Consider the following 14,321-nt stretch of genomic DNA (forward strand, 5'->3'; position numbering starts at 1 on the left):
CTTTGCCTGCGGAGCGGTCCGCATGAGCGATGATGCGCCGATTCCGGCACCACGACGCACCATTGCGCTGGTGGGCTTGATGGGAGTGGGGAAATCCACCGTCGGGCGGCGGCTGGCCCGTCGTCTTCATCTGCCGTTTGCCGATGGGGACGCGGAAATCGAGGCGGCAGCCGGAATGACAGTATCCGAAATCTTCGCCGAACTGGGCGAACCGGAGTTCCGGGCGGGGGAGGCCAGGGTCATGCGGAGGCTGTTGCAGGGCGAACGGCGGGTTCTGGCGACCGGTGGCGGAGCGATCCTGAACCCGGAGACCAGAGCCCTGATGAAGAGCCGGGCGACCACGGTCTGGATGCGGGCGGACTTGGCGGTTGTAGCGCAACGCGTGCAGCGCCGGGACACCCGGCCGCTGCTGCGCGGTCGCGACCCGCTCGAGGCTCTGGAGGCCATGGCGGCCATCCGTTATCCGATCTACGCCACGGCCGACGTCACGGTGGATGTTGCCGGCGGCGCTCATGCTGACGCCGTGGAGGCGATCGTGAGCACCCTGGAGGCTTTCTGGGCCCAGGATCCGTCGTCATGAGCACGCTCCTTTCTGTCTCGGGTGCGGGCTTCACCCCCTACGAAGTCGAGGTCGGGCGAGGTGTAATTGCTGGTCTGGGCGTTCAGATCGCCGCGCTGACCGGGGGACGCGTCGTGGTGGTCAGCGACGAGACAGTGGCTGCGTTGCATGGCCCGGCGGTCCTGGCATCTCTGGAAAGTGCCGGGCTGAAACCCCGGATCCTCACTGTACCGCCCGGCGAAGCGTCCAAATCCTTCGCCGAACTGGAGAGGGTAATCGATCGGCTGCTGGCCTACGAGCTGGACCGCAAGGACATCATCGTTGCCTTGGGAGGGGGCGTCGTCGGGGATCTCACCGGGCTGGCGGCGGCGCTCTACATGCGGGGCATCGATTTCGTACAGGTGCCGACCACCCTGCTGGCCCAGGTCGATTCCTCGGTCGGCGGCAAGACGGCAATCGACACGCCCCGTGGCAAAAATCTGGTCGGGGCCTTTCACCAGCCGCGCCGGGTGACTGTTGATATCGATGTCCTGGCCACCTTGCCGCCCCGCCAGTTGCGCTCGGGCTGGGCCGAGGTTCTGAAGCACGGCCTGATTTGCGACGCGCCCTTCTTCGACTGGCTGACGGACGAAGGGGCGATCGGTGCGACCGGCGACGCGGCGGCGCTGGAACGGGCGGTTATCCGGTCGGTCCAGATCAAGAGCGCCATTGTCAGCGAGGACGAGCGCGAGGCTGGACGACGCGCCCTGCTGAACCTCGGCCACACCTTTGGTCATGCCCTTGAGGCCGAACTGGGTTTTGACGAAACAATTCTGACCCATGGCGAAGCCGTGGCGCTCGGCTGCGCGATGGCCTTCCGCTATTCGGCGGCGCTCGGTCTTTGCTCGGACGATCAGGCCCGGCGCGCGGTGGCCGGGCTTGCCGCGGCAGGCCTGCCCACGAGTTTGGCGGAAGTCGGCGATGTCGGCGCGGAGGCGCTTGTCAGGCGCATGGCCGGGGACAAGAAGGCGGAGAATGGCCGCTTGACCCTGATCTTGGCGCGAGGAATCGGGGAAGCGTTTGTAGAGCGGGCTGTGGATGTCGCGAGTCTGGCAGAATTCCTTCGATCCGAGGGTGCCCGGTGATTCTGAAGGCTGATGTCCTGGAGAACAGGTTCGTTCGGCTGGAGCCCTTCGCACCGGCCATCGAAGACGAGGTTCGGGTGGCGCTGGATTGCGATCCGGCCGCCTGGGACGGAATGGTGGCCGCGGCCTATGGTCCCCATTTCGACTCCTGGTGGGCAACGGCAAGCGCTGCCATGTCCACCGGTTCGAGAATTCCGCTGGCCGTCCGCCGTAGGGATGACGGCGCTGTGGTCGGTACGACCAGCCTGTACGAAATTCGACCTGAGCATCGGCGGTGTGAAGTCGGCTCAACCTTTTATCGCCCCGAGGCGCGTGGCGGCCCGGTCAATCCAGCGTGCAAGCGGCTGCTCCTCGAGCATGCCTTTGCCGCCGGCGCGGTTCGGGTCGAGATCATCACCGACGCCCTGAACCTGTCGAGCCAGGCGGCGATTCGCAAACTGGGGGCCCGGGATGAAGGCATTTTGGCCCGTCACAAGATCACCTGGACCGGTCGGGTCCGGGACACGGCGCAGTTCGCCGTCCTGGACACCGACTGGCCCGGGGTGCGTCAGAAGCTGGATGACCGGCTGGCGCGTTTCGACGCGGGCTGAGCGCTGCTCAGTCGATCGCGCGGCATTCGGTCGGGGCCTGACCGTCGGCGGTCCAGCGCGCGGTGTCGCCCTTGCCGCGCAGCTCCGAACCACTGGCCTTGTACCAGATGCCGTCGGCGGCGCGTTCCTGATGCAGGTCAACGGCTTCGCCCATCGAGTTTCGAACCGTCGCCATCATCCGGGGATTATCGAAGTCGACCGATATCCGGTCCCCGTTGTCACACAGGTAAAGGGCCCGAACCACCCGATTCAGGGCGCGATCCTGGAGCTCCGCTCCGGTCTGGTGCCGGGGCATTTGCGTGTCGCGGGCGCGCGCCTGGATGGCTTCCCCGTCGGTCGGAGCCGCCCGGGACGGCTGGTCGCAGCCGGACACGGCCAAGGCCAAGCCCAGCAAGGCGGTCAGGCCGGAAAGATGGGGGATGCGGATGGCAGATATCCTCTTCATCTGGAGTCCGGCCTGGTTGCGCCGGAAAACCCTCGACCTAACGTTCGGCCATGATCGCCGTTCCTGTGCGGCGGCTGCGAAAGAACTGGCGGAGCAGTTCTCCCCCTTCGGTGGCCAGCAGCCCGCCTTCGACGCGGGGCCGCCAGTGGCAGGTCGGCTGGTCGAAAACCCGGGCACCGTGGATCACCGCGCCGCCCTTGGGATCGTTGGCTCCCCAGACCACCCGGCCGATTCGGGCGTGGCTGATGGCCCCGGCGCACATCGTGCAGGGTTCAAGCGTCACATAAAGTGTCAGGTCAGTGAGCCGATAGTTTCCGAGGGCTTGAGCCGCCGCGCGCAGGGCCACAATTTCAGCGTGGGCCGTGGGATCATGGGCTCCGATCGGACCGTTGCGGCCCTCGGCGATGACAGCTCCGCTGGCCTCATCGACCACGACGGCCCCCACGGGCACCTCTCCGGTGTCCGCTGCCGCTTGCGCAAGCTCGAGTGCCATGCGCATGAACCGCTCATCATGGTCCGCCATACAGATGACAACGACAAGAACGCCCGCCCCCGTCAAGATGACCGGGCGCGCAAACCCAATTCCGATCCCGCCACCAGCGGTCCCCGGTACTCGGTCGCAAGGCCGAGGATCGTCGACGAGCGGCCCGAACGGCCCGGTGGCAAGGGCGCGTTCGCCAAGGACGGTCCGCGCAAGGACTTCCCTCGCAAGGATGGGCCCCGCAAGGATGGCCCGCCGCGCAAGGATGGGCCGCGCAAGGACAGCAAGGACGCCAAGACTCCGGCTGAACCCAAGCGCAGCGAACGGATCGCCAAGGCCATGGCCCGCGCCGGCATCGCCTCGCGTCGCGAGGTCGAACGACTGATCGGTCTGGGCAAGGTGGCCCTGAACGGCAAGATTCTGGCGACCCCGGCGGTGCTGGTGACGCGCGACGACGTGATTACCGTCGACGGCAAGACCATCGGCTCGGCCCAGGCGACCCGGGTCTGGCGCTATCACAAGCCCGCCGGACTGGTGACCTCGCACAAGGATCCGGCCGGACGGCCGACCGTGTTTGACGCCCTGCCGGGCGGCCTGCCGCGGGTGATCTCGGTCGGACGCCTGGACCTGAATACCGAAGGCCTGCTGCTGTTGACCAACGACGGTGAGCTGAGCCGGGCGCTGGAACTGCCGACCTCGGCCCTGGTGCGTCAATACCGGGCAAGGGCGCGCGGTCGTGTCACCCAGGAAGCCCTCGACAAGCTGCAGGACGGGGTCACAGTCGACGGTGTCCGCTACGGCCCGATCGACGCCAGGCTGGAGAAGGCCAAGACCCTCGGCGAGGGTGAACGCGCCGGAGCCAATCTCTGGATCAGCGTCTCGATCACCGAGGGCAAGAATCGCGAAGTCCGCAAGGTGCTTGAGTCGCTGGGTCTGACCGTCAACCGGCTGATCCGCCTGGCCTATGGTCCGTTCCAGCTCGGCACCCTGCCGGTCGGTTCGGTCGAGGAGGTCGGCCCTCGCGTGATCCGCGAGATGCTGTCCGAACATATCCGCCCCGACAGCCTGCCCCAGGGCAATACGGTCCAGACCCCGACGCCGGTGCCGGGTCGTCGCAGCAATGCGCCGATCGTCAAGGGCAATTCGGGATCGGCCATCTCCGATCCGTCGCGCAAGCCCAGCCGCATCCGGGCCGCGCAGGACGCCGCCGCAGACGGCAGCGCCCGGGCCGAGACGGGCAAGCGTCCGCCGAAGAAGGAGGGCTGGGCCAAGGCCGCACCGCGCACCGCCTCGCCACACAAGGCCTGGAAGCCGCGCGAGGGCAGCGACGCCGACAAGCCCAGGCATTTTTTCAAGGCCGGCACGGCTCCGTCGGCTCCCGAGGGCGAACGACCCAGGCGAGCCTTCAAGCCGCGCGAGGATCAGATGATCGGCCCCAAGGGGACGTCGCGGGGGCCGGGCGATCGTCCGACCCGCAGCTTCGCCACACGTGACGGTGCCGGTCCTCGGGGTACCGATGGTCCCAAGCGCGATTTCAAGCCCCGCACCGGTCCGCGCCCCACCGGCGGCAAGCCGACCGGACCGCGTCCGGGTGGTCCCCGCGGACCCCGCTCGGGCGGCTGATCCGTGCGGATCGTCGCCGGAGCCCTGAAGGGCCGCACCCTCGTCGCGCCGGAAGGGCAGGATACGCGGCCGACGTCCGACCGGGCGCGGCAGGCGGTGTTCAATATGCTGGAGCATGCCGCCTGGGCCGGGCCGCTGGCCGGGGCGCGGGTGCTGGACCTGTTCGCGGGCTCGGGGGCGCTCGGGTTCGAAGCCATCTCGCGGGGGGCGGCCTTCTGCCTGTTCGTCGAGACCGATGATGCGGCGCGCGGAGCCATCCGCGAGAATGTCGACGCCTTCAGCCTGTTCGGCCAGACCCGGGTGCATCGGCGCAGCGCGACCGATCTGGGCGTGCGTCCTGGCTCGGCCGGCGAGCCGTTCGATCTTGTCTTTCTCGATCCGCCCTACGGCAAGGGCCTGGGACAACAGGCGCTGGCCCGGCTGATCGCGGAAGACTGGCTGAAGCCGGGGGCCATCGTCGTGTTCGAACGCGGTGCGGGCGAGCCGGAGATCGAGACGCCCGGCTATGCGCGACTCGACGCCCGCGATTATGGCGCGGCGCGGGTATTGTTCCTCAAGGCTCAGTAGCCGGGTCATCGCGCAGCGCCCGCAGGGTTGCCGCGTGGGCCGTCATGCGCCGACGGCACCGCCGGGCGTGCGCGACGTAGAGTCCGATACAGACCAGCAGGAAGGCCGCCATCATCAGCATTGTCCTGGTGGTGACTGAGCCTGTCGGTGAAAGCCCGGCCAGAGTGGTAACGAAGACGAAGGCCGCCAGACTGGTGGCCACGCCCGCCCAGGCCCAGCGGTAGCCGGTCCGGGCCTGGGCGATCGCCGAAAGGACGACGGCTTCGGGCGTTCCGGTCAAAACACCGGGGTCACCGCGGCGGGACCAGAGGGTACCGGCGAGGGCGACGCCGACGAAGGCGATGGCCGCCAGGGCGATGGTCCAGGGCAGGTCGCGAACCAGGGTAGCCCAGAGCACGACGCCGACGGTGACGACCCCGCCGGCGATCTCGCCGGCGAAATTGAGTCGGGCGAGGCGGTCCCGGCGACGCACGGCGCGAAACAGGTTCGGATCCAGCCGCGGCGGCGTCGCGGGTCGGTCGGTCCAGGTCCGGGTCAGGTCGGACCAGTCGTCGTTCGGGGGCATGGTCATGGGCGATCCTGCGGGTTGAGCGCGTCGCGCAGCGCCGCCTTGGCGCGGGTCAGGCGGATGGAGACGGTATTGGCGTTCAGCCCCAGCATCGGGGCGATCTCGGCCGGGGTGAAGCCTTCGAGGGTCAGCAGGGCCGGCTGCCGGAGGGACAGGGGCAGATCGCGCACGGCGACGGTCAGACGGGCCTGCAGGTCGCGGGCCTCAAGGGCGTCATGGGGCGTGGGGGCGGCGCTGGGCATTGCCTCGTCCAGCGGCTGACGGCGCGGCTCGGCGGCTTCGCGGGCCACATGGGTCACGGCGCGGTTGTGGGCCACCCGGGCGATGAAGGCGCGTACCGGGGCCTCGCCACGGTAACGGGGCATGGCGCGCCAGACGGCCAGCAGGATGTCCTGTTCCAATTCATGTCGACGCGCAGGCCCGGCCTCATAGGCCGAGGCGATCCGGCGCAGCATCGCCCCGTGTTCATCGAGCAGGGCCTCGAAGGTCTGGTCACGTCCCAAGCGGGGGGCTCTCCAAAAAAATATCGGTCGCGATGAAAGACTCGGACTCAGGGCGAGACTTTCAGGTCAGGCATCAAAAAAGATGAAGAGGAGTTGCTCATGACGATCGAAGTTGAAAACACCAAGCCGGGCCTGCTGAAAAAGGGCCGGGGCTTTCTGTGGACCCTGGCGGCCTTCCTGGGCGTGGCGGCGGTGTGCGGATGGGGGGCGCTGGGGATCGGCCTCTGGATGGATGTGGAGCGCACGACCCGGCTGATCCTGGCGATTGTCGCCGCGGTCGCGACCGAGGCCCTGTTCTGGACGGTGGCGACGGCGTTGGGCGTCTCGGTGCTGGAAGCGCGCAAGCGCATCTGGCGGAAGATCACGGGGCGGGGGGCCCCGTCCGCGCCGACAGCCGTGGAGTAAAATGACCGCTTGACCCTGACGCGGCGTGAGGCCCGATAGGGTTGTCCATGCGGAACGATGCGAGCCTCAGAACCTATACCGTCAGCCAGCTGGCGCGGCTGTCCGGAACCTCGGTCCGGACCCTGCATCACTATGACGAGATCGGTCTTCTGAAGCCAGCGTCGGTCGGCGACAACGGCTATCGCTACTATGGGCGCGAGGAGATGCTGCGACTGCAGCAGATCCTGCTGCACCGGGAGTTCGGCCTCGCCCTCGGCGAGATCGGGACCCTGCTGGATCGCGTCGGTCCCGACCGTCTGACGATGCTGCGTGAGCAGCGGGCGCGGATCGCGGGGGAGGCGGACCGTTATCGTCGACTGGCCCGGACGATCGACCGCACGATCGCCGAACTTGAAGGACGAGACACCGTCATGGACAAGCAACTGTACGAGGGCTTCAGCCCGGAGAAACAGGCCGGTTACGAGGCCTGGATCATCGACAAATACGGCGAGCAGGCCCGGCCGCGCATTGACGCCGGACGGGCGGCGTTGGCGGCCATGTCGCCGGAGCAGAAACAGGACTGGATGGCGGAGGTCGCCGGCATCGAAGGCGACCTGGCGCGGGCGATGGCCGAGGGGTTCGCGGCCGACGATGCGGCTCTGGATCCGGTGATGGCCGCGCACCACGCCTGGGTCGGGCGGATGTGGAAGGTCCCGCCGACCGCGACGGCCTATGCCGAGCTGGGCGTGCTCTACAGCACCAATCCCGAGTTCCGGGCGCGGTATGAGGGCATCCGTCCCGGCCTGGCTGACTGGATGGCTGCGGCCATGAAGAGTTACGGGGGACGTGCCCTGCAAGGCTGACCCCTGACCGGCCGGGGTCCCCATGCCCCGGCCGCCCCTTGCGATTCGGGGAGAAATCTTACAGAACAATGCTCTGCGACACCGGGAGCGAGGCATGACCACCAGACAGTCCGGCATAGGCCCCGTGGTCATGGCGCTGTTGTCGATCGTGGTCGTCGTCCAGTCCGCGGCCCTGGCCTGGTTGCTGCTGGTGTCGCCGGACCGGGAACGGGTCCAGGCGGATCTGAAGCGCGATCCGGTCCCGACCCTGGTCAATATGTGCACCGCCGCCTTTCCCAAGCCCGAGGGCAAGGACAGCTACAAATTCTGAGGCTCAGCGGCGGCCGAACAGTTTCTCGAGGTCGTTGAGCTTGAGTTCGACATAGGTCGGGCGGCCGTGGTTGCACTGGCCGGAATGGGGGGTGGCCTCCATCTGGCGCAGCAGGGCGTTCATCTCGGGGGCCGAGAGGACGCGGCCGGCGCGGACGCTGCCGTGGCAGGCCATGGTGCCGCAGACCTCGCCCAGCCGTTCGGTCAGGGCCAGGGCCGCGCCGTGTTCGGACAGGTCATCGGCGATGTCGCGGATCAGGCCCTGGACGTCGGTGTCACCCAGCAGGGCCGGGGTCTCGCGCACCAGCACCGCCCCGCCGCCGAACGGTTCGACGACCAGGCCGAGCGCCGCCAGTTCGTCGGCGCGGGCCAGCACGCGGTCGGCCTCGGCCGGGTCCAGCTCGACCACCTCGGGGGTCAGCAGGGCCTGGCGGGTGACGGCCCCCTGGGCCATCTGCACCTTCATCTTCTCATAGACGAGGCGTTCGTGGGCGGCGTGCTGGTCGACGACGATCAGGCCGTCGCGGGTCTGGGCCACGATATAGGTGCCGTGCAGCTGGGCCCGGGCGGCCCCGAGCGGAAAGTCGACGGGGTCGGGTCCAGGACCGGCGTTCGTCAACGGTTGATCGGCGAACGATGGTCCGCCCTCGAACCGGGCCGACCGCTCATTCAGGCCGGGGATGACGCCAGTGGTCGGGGCGGCGGAATTCCAGCCGGTCCAGCCGCTGAACCCGGCGGCCGAGGGCGAGGACGGGCTGTAGGCCGGCGCGCCGCTGTGGGCCTGGAAGCCGGCCAGGGCGTCGGCGGCGACCGTGGTCGAGGCCCGATGGCCGGCGGCGTGCAGGGCGTGACGCAGACCGCCGACAATCAGGCCGCGCACCATGGCCGGATCACGGAAACGCACCTCGGCCTTGGCCGGATGCACGTTCACATCGACATAGAGGGGGTCGACCTCGAGGAAGAGGACGGCGGCCGGGTGGCGGTCGCGGGCGAGGAAGTCGGCATAGGCTCCGCGCAGGGCCCCCTGGAGCAGCCGGTCGCGCACCGGGCGGCCGTTGACGAACAGATACTGGTGGCCGGCGTTGCCGCGGCTGTAGGTCGGCAGGCCCGCATAGCCGGTCAGGCGCACACCGTCGCGCGACTGGTCGATCAGCAGGGCATTGGCCTCGAAATCGCGACCCAGCAGGGCGGCGAGTCGTTTCAGCCGGCCTTCGTCGCCCGGATGTTCGGCCGGCAGGCGCAGGGTGGTGCGGCCGTCGAGATCGAGGGTGAAGGCCACCGCCTCATGGGCCATGGCCTGGCGTTTGATCTCTTCCGAAATGGCCATGGCCTCGGACCGTTCGGACTTCATGAATTTGAGCCGGGCCGGGGTGGCGTAGAACAGGTCGCGGACCTCGACCCGGGCCCCGTGCGGGCCGGGGAAGCCCGCGGGGCTGACCGGACGCTGGTCGCCGCCCTCGACGGTGATGGCCCAGGCCTCGGACGGTCCGGCCCCGGGTTCCGGCCGCGCGCGGCTGGTGATGGTCAGGCGGGCGACCGAGCCGATCGAGGGCAGGGCCTCGCCGCGGAAGCCGAGGGTGGAGATGCGCAGCAGGTCGACGTCACCGGCGTCGTCAGCCTGGAGCTTGGAGGTGGCGTGACGCTCGACCGCCAGGGCCAGCTGGTCCGGGGCCATGCCGTGGCCGTCGTCGGCGATCAGGATGCGGGTCAGGCCGCCGCCGTCGGCCTGGATCTCGATGCGCTGCGCCCCGGCGTCGAGCGCATTCTCGACCAGTTCCTTGATGGCACTGGCCGGACGTTCGACCACCTCGCCGGCGGCGATGCGATTGACGGTTTCGGGGGGGAGGCGGCGGATGGGCATGGGATTCGGCAGGATAGGCGGTTGTCGGGGGCGGGGCGAGGGGGCACGCGAAGGCGTCGTTGTGTCCTGTTGCTGTCGTCATCCCGGGGCGATCCCGGCGTAAGCCGGGAGAGACCCCGGGACCCAGCGGCGCGCGACAGCGCGATCTGTTCAGCCAGGAGCGGTGGCCCCGTTTTCGCCTTCGCTCCGCTGCGGCTCCGCTGGGTCCCGGGGTTCGCTTCGCGCCCCCGGGATGACGAAAGCAGAGGGAATTGAGCAGGCAGGCACGCGCAGGCTCCGCGCGCCGGACCGGCTGCGGTGATGGGGGCATGGGCGGAGCGCCGGGCGGACGCCCGGAGACCGTGTGGGTATATGTTTCGGCGAACGTCAGACGCTCCGCGCGGACGGGTTTCCACATGCGCGGACCGTGGGCCTCGCTGTTGACGAGGGGTCCTTCTGCACACGGCGGGCAGGGATGGCAGCGACCATCTCCTGGACCGGTGCGGGTCTCCGCCCCGCCCCCTCGGCCGTCCGGCTTTTCACCCGGCTCGACCTCGCATCCCCGCGGCCAGCGACCCCGACAGGGGATCCGGCTCCGGGTTGCGCCCGCTCCATCCGCTCCCGCCGCCGCTGCGGATCGCCGGCCGAGCGAGCCCCCGTGCGACGGGACCGGGGCATTATCGGCGCGGCTGGAGGTGAGGCGGGAAGATTGGCGGGTGGTTTTGGTTAGTGGGTTGATCGGGTTGGGGTTTGGGCAGCGCCGATAGGGGGGTTTTGCGCAAACACCTCGCATTCCCGCCTGCTTTCGTCATCCCGGGGCCAGCGGCGCAGCCGCGCAGACCCCGGGACCCAGCGGCGCGCAATAGCGCGACCCTGCCGCGAACGCCGCTGGTCGTGCGGGGGCAAGGTCGCCTCCGCTCCGCTGCGGCGCCGCTGGGTCCCGGGGTTCGCTACGCGCCCCCGGGATGACGAAAGCCATTATAAGCGAGGGCCTACGGTGCGACCGGGGTGAGACCGTACGCCCTCTCCCCAACCCCTCACCCGCCGGGAGAGGGGCTTTTCTCTCGCCGTCGTCATCCCCCGGTGAGGCGTAGCCGAGACCGGAGGAGCCAGCGGCGCCGCAGCGAAGCGAAGGCGAAAAGCACCGCACCGACCGTGCCTGAACAGATCGCGCTCCGCGCGCCGCTGGGTCCCGGGGTTCGCTGCGCGCCCCCGGGATGACGACAGCATTTATGCGTGAGGGTTCTGGCGCGACCCGAAGGGCGTCGCGAAGCGTCAAAGGGGGGCTACGGGGCGAAACAGGTGGCACCGTAAGCCCACACCCCCCTCTCCCAAACCGATGGCTCCCGCCGGGAGAGGGGCTTGAGGCCGAGGCCTCCAGCGACGCGGAGAGGGACCGGGCGTAGTCGACGGCGGCGGAGACGCTAGTGGGGGACGAACGGGTTGCTTTCGACAGGCTCCAGAATCGCGAAGACATTGCCCTCCGTGTCCCTGAAAGAGACCAGGTAGCCGACGTCCGGGATCAGGGTCTTGGGCTGGATGATCGAACCGCCTTCCCCCTCGATCCTGGCGGCGTAGTCGTCGGCGGAAGCGACCTCGATGGTCGGGGTCGTGGTTTGCCAGGGCTGTTCGCGTTTGGCGACGCCGGCATTGATGGTGAACCCGTCCTCGGTCGCTGGGGCGGTGCGGATCAGCCAATAGGGCATCGGCCCGTCCAGCTTTTGGGCCGCCCAACCAAAGACCCGGGAATAGAAGTCGACGGCGCGTTGCGGATCGTCGGCGGAGATATCGATGTGGACGAATTTCGGCATGCGGCTTTCCTCCATAGCCCCCGACCGGCACCCGGGGTTGCAGGTTTGACAGGGGCACCGTCAGCGACACCGTGCATTGACGTTGGTCAAACCGAGCGGGGGAAGGCGGCCGGTCGCCACATCCCGGTTTGATCGACTCTGCGCGGGGCGTTAGAGCATCGCTTCCTTCCGAGAGACTTCGCCATGCACGACATCAAAGCCATCCGTGAGACGCCCGACGCCTATGTGGCCGGATGGGCGTCGCGTGGGGTGACGGACGCGCAGGGCGTGGTGGACACCCTTCTGGCGCTGGATGTCGACCTGCGCGCGGCGCAGACGACGGGGCAGGAGGCGCTGACGCAGCGCAATGCGGCGTCGAAGCTGATCGGCGCGGCCATGGCGAAGAAGGACACCGCCGAGGCCGAGCGGCTGAAGGCTGAGGTCGAGAGCCTGAAAGCGGTGATCGCCACGGCGGGTGAGGTCGAGGCCGAAAAGGCCAAGGCCCTGAAGGACCTGCTGGCGAAACAGCAGAATCTGGCGGCGGCCGATGTACCGGACGGCCCGGATGAAAATTCCAATGTCGAGGTCTCGACCTGGGGCACGCCGCGCCGGACCGGGCCGGCCAAGGACCACGCCGATCTGGGCGAGGCCATGGGGCTGCTGGATTTCGAGGCTGCGGCGAAGATGTCGGGGTCGCGCTTTGCGGTGCTGAAGGGCGGGCTGGCGCGGCTGGAACGCGCCGTCGGCCAGTTCATGCTGGATATGCAGACGGTCCAGCACGGCTATCTGGAGGTCAATCCGCCCTATCTGGTGCGCGATGAGGCGATGTTCGGGACGGGGCAACTTCCGAAATTTGAGGAGGATCTGTTCGTTACGGAGCTGCCTGACCAGCCTGCTCTGGTTCAACAAGCACTGGACGAAGCCAATATCGCGTTGGGCGGAAATCTTAGGTTTGTGGGCGAAAGCAGCATATTTGTTGAAGACAAATCGCGTGCTGTCTTCAGCGATATCTACAGAGCTCTGGCGAGCAAGCACGCTGGTAGACGCTACCTCATCCCCACCGCCGAAGTCTCCCTGACCAATCTCGTGCGCGAGCAGATCCTGTCGGAAGACGAGATCACCACGCCGATGCGCCTCACCGCCCTGACGCCGTGCTTCCGGGCCGAGGCCGGGTCGGCCGGGCGCGATACGCGCGGCCTGATCCGTCAGCACCAGTTCCACAAGGTCGAGCTGGTCTCGATCACCCGGCCGGAGGATTCCGGGGCCGAGCATGAGCGGATGGTCGGCTGTGCCGAGGCGGTGCTGCAGGCGCTGGACCTGCCCTATCGCAAAATGCTGCTGTGCAAGGGCGACATGGGGTTTTCGGCGCGGAAGACCTTTGACCTCGAGGTGTGGCTGCCGTCGCAGGCCACCTATCGCGAGATCAGTTCCTGCTCGAACTGCGGCGACTTCCAGAGCCGGCGCATGGATGCGCGCTTCAAGCGGGCGGGCGAGAAGAAGACCGAGTTCGTGCACACGCTGAACGGCTCGGGTCTGGCGGTCGGCCGGACCCTGGTGGCGATCATGGAGAACTATCAGGACGAGGACGGGCGGATCGCGGTGCCCGAGGTGCTGAAACGCTATATGCCCGAGGGGATGACGCATGTGGGGTGATGTTCAAAACCCGCTCTTCCCGGCGAAAGCCGGGATCCAGTGCTGTCCAGGGGAACGCCGGCGCTTCGGGACCGAGTCCGGCGGGATGTCGGCACCGGCGCATCATCCAAAGAACTGGGTCCCGGCTTTCGCCGGGATGAGCGGAGTTTAGAGTGCGTATCCTCCTCACAAACGACGACGGGATCGAGGCCGAGGGGCTGGCCTGTCTGGAGCGGATCGCGCGGGTGCTGTCGGACGACGTCTGGACCGTGGCCCCGCAGACCGAACAGTCGGGCAAGGGGCGGGGCATCACCCTGACCGAGCCGCTGCGGGTCAATCAACTGGGCGAGAAACGCTTCGCCGTGACCGGGACGCCGACCGACTGTGTGGTGCTGGCGGTCAATGACCTGCTGGGCGACCGGCGGCCGGACCTGCTGCTGTCGGGGGTCAATCGCGGCCACAATGTCGGCGAGGACGTCTCCTATTCCGGCACGGTGGCCGGGGCGCTGCAGGGCATGGCCTTCGGCATCCGCTCGATCGCCCTGAGCCAGTCGCTGGAGCGCTATCATGACGCGGTCACCGCCCACTGGGAGACGGCCGAGGCCTATGGCCCGCCGATCATCAGCCGGCTGCTGGCGCATCGCTGGGAGGACGGGGTGGTGATGAACCTGAATTTCCCGGCCCTGGCCCCCGCGGCGGTTCGCACGGTCGAGGTGACGCGGCAGGGCTTCCGTCAGGCCGGTGAGATGCATGCGGTCAAACGCACCGACCTGCGCGGACGCGACTATTACTGGATGAGTTTCCGCGGCGAGAAGCAGCAGCATGCCGACGGCACCGACCTGCGGGCCATGGACGAGGGCCGGATCTCGGTCACACCCCTGCATATCGACCTGACCCACATGCCGAGCGTCAATGACCTGAAGGGGTTGCTGGGCGGGGCCGCCCCGAAGACGGTGGCGGCATGAGACGCCTCCCGCCCAGGGGGAGGGGGACCGCCCCCGGGTCTCGCGTCTCGCGAGCCCGAGGACAGGCTTCGCGGTGGA

16 protein-coding genes are annotated in these 14,321 nt (G+C 68.5%); 10 read left to right on the top strand and 6 right to left on the bottom strand.

The features are described from left to right. Nucleotides 1-22: 22 nt before the first annotated feature. Genes AACZ75_RS07235 through AACZ75_RS07245 form a run of 3 tightly spaced genes read left to right on the top strand, consistent with a single transcriptional unit; the run spans nt 23 to nt 2,273 of the window. Entirely contained in the window at nt 23-580 is a 558-nt protein-coding gene (locus tag AACZ75_RS07235) for a shikimate kinase (protein WP_339872114.1), read from the top strand. Continuing rightward, nucleotides 577-1,683, top strand: coding sequence for a 3-dehydroquinate synthase (gene aroB, locus AACZ75_RS07240; protein ID WP_339872115.1), 1,107 nt, complete (start codon nt 577-579; stop codon nt 1,681-1,683). The genes AACZ75_RS07235 and aroB overlap by 4 nt, the downstream gene beginning before the upstream one ends. Then, entirely contained in the window at nt 1,680-2,273 is a 594-nt protein-coding gene (locus AACZ75_RS07245; protein ID WP_339872116.1) for a GNAT family protein, read from the top strand. The genes aroB and AACZ75_RS07245 overlap by 4 nt, the downstream gene beginning before the upstream one ends. 7 nt (nt 2,274-2,280) lie before the next feature. On the opposite strand, the gene AACZ75_RS07250 is transcribed toward AACZ75_RS07245, so the two are convergent. Together AACZ75_RS07250 and tadA are read right to left on the bottom strand one after the other, a co-directional pair. Further along, on the bottom strand, nt 2,281-2,718 hold the full coding sequence (locus AACZ75_RS07250) for an MliC family protein (protein WP_339872117.1): 438 nt from the start codon (nt 2,716-2,718) through the stop codon (nt 2,281-2,283). 37 nt (nt 2,719-2,755) lie between these two features. Next, the gene (tadA, locus tag AACZ75_RS07255; protein ID WP_339872118.1) at nt 2,756-3,217 is read right to left on the bottom strand and encodes a tRNA adenosine(34) deaminase TadA; all 462 of its coding nucleotides are present in this window, start codon (nt 3,215-3,217) and stop codon (nt 2,756-2,758) included. Between the two features lie 12 nt (nt 3,218-3,229). Here tadA and AACZ75_RS07260 point away from each other — a divergent pair, with 12 nt between their 5' ends. Next, the gene (locus tag AACZ75_RS07260) at nt 3,230-4,822 is read left to right on the top strand and encodes a pseudouridine synthase (RefSeq protein WP_339872120.1); all 1,593 of its coding nucleotides are present in this window, start codon (nt 3,230-3,232) and stop codon (nt 4,820-4,822) included. Nucleotides 4,823-4,825: 3 nt separating this feature from the next. Beyond that, nucleotides 4,826-5,389 carry a 16S rRNA (guanine(966)-N(2))-methyltransferase RsmD gene (gene rsmD, locus AACZ75_RS07265; protein WP_339872121.1) on the top strand — a complete coding sequence of 188 codons (564 nt, stop codon included), beginning with the start codon at nt 4,826-4,828 and terminating at the stop codon, nt 5,387-5,389. Here rsmD and AACZ75_RS07270 read toward each other — a convergent pair. Together AACZ75_RS07270 and AACZ75_RS07275 are read right to left on the bottom strand one after the other, a co-directional pair. Beyond that, a complete protein-coding gene (locus AACZ75_RS07270) occupies nt 5,376-5,960 on the bottom strand; it encodes a hypothetical protein (RefSeq protein ID WP_339872122.1) in 585 nt (194 codons plus the stop codon). The genes rsmD and AACZ75_RS07270 overlap by 14 nt on opposite strands. After that, nucleotides 5,957-6,460 (bottom strand): sigma-70 family RNA polymerase sigma factor, encoded by a 504-nt coding sequence (locus AACZ75_RS07275; RefSeq protein ID WP_339872123.1) that lies wholly within the window; start codon nt 6,458-6,460, stop codon nt 5,957-5,959. The genes AACZ75_RS07270 and AACZ75_RS07275 overlap by 4 nt, the downstream gene beginning before the upstream one ends. Nucleotides 6,461-6,559: 99 nt before the next feature. Between AACZ75_RS07275 and AACZ75_RS07280 the strand changes: the two genes are divergently transcribed. From AACZ75_RS07280 to AACZ75_RS07290, 3 genes are all read left to right on the top strand, one after another. Then, entirely contained in the window at nt 6,560-6,865 is a 306-nt protein-coding gene (locus tag AACZ75_RS07280) for a hypothetical protein (protein WP_339872124.1), read from the top strand. Between the two features lie 47 nt (nt 6,866-6,912). Then, a complete protein-coding gene (locus AACZ75_RS07285) occupies nt 6,913-7,707 on the top strand; it encodes a MerR family transcriptional regulator (RefSeq protein WP_339872125.1) in 795 nt (264 codons plus the stop codon). A 94-nt stretch (nt 7,708-7,801) separates the two neighbouring features. Then, nucleotides 7,802-8,017 (top strand): hypothetical protein, encoded by a 216-nt coding sequence (locus AACZ75_RS07290; RefSeq protein WP_339872127.1) that lies wholly within the window; start codon nt 7,802-7,804, stop codon nt 8,015-8,017. Nucleotides 8,018-8,020: 3 nt separating this feature from the next. Here AACZ75_RS07290 and mutL read toward each other — a convergent pair whose 3' ends face one another. Together mutL and AACZ75_RS07300 are read right to left on the bottom strand one after the other, a co-directional pair. Then, entirely contained in the window at nt 8,021-9,877 is a 1,857-nt protein-coding gene (mutL, locus tag AACZ75_RS07295; RefSeq protein ID WP_339872128.1) for a DNA mismatch repair endonuclease MutL, read from the bottom strand. A gap of 1,403 nt (nt 9,878-11,280) precedes the next feature. Continuing rightward, nucleotides 11,281-11,667 carry a VOC family protein gene (locus AACZ75_RS07300; protein WP_339872129.1) on the bottom strand — a complete coding sequence of 129 codons (387 nt, stop codon included), beginning with the start codon at nt 11,665-11,667 and terminating at the stop codon, nt 11,281-11,283. 183 nt (nt 11,668-11,850) lie between these two features. Here AACZ75_RS07300 and serS point away from each other — a divergent pair, with 183 nt between their 5' ends. Further along, nucleotides 11,851-13,299 (top strand): serine--tRNA ligase, encoded by a 1,449-nt coding sequence (gene serS / locus AACZ75_RS07305; protein WP_339872131.1) that lies wholly within the window; start codon nt 11,851-11,853, stop codon nt 13,297-13,299. Between the two features lie 152 nt (nt 13,300-13,451). Then, entirely contained in the window at nt 13,452-14,243 is a 792-nt protein-coding gene (gene surE, locus AACZ75_RS07310; RefSeq protein WP_339872132.1) for a 5'/3'-nucleotidase SurE, read from the top strand. Nucleotides 14,244-14,321: the final 78 nt, after the last annotated feature.

This window comes from uncultured Brevundimonas sp., from assembly GCF_963975535.1.
Lineage (GTDB): Bacteria > Pseudomonadota > Alphaproteobacteria > Caulobacterales > Caulobacteraceae > Brevundimonas.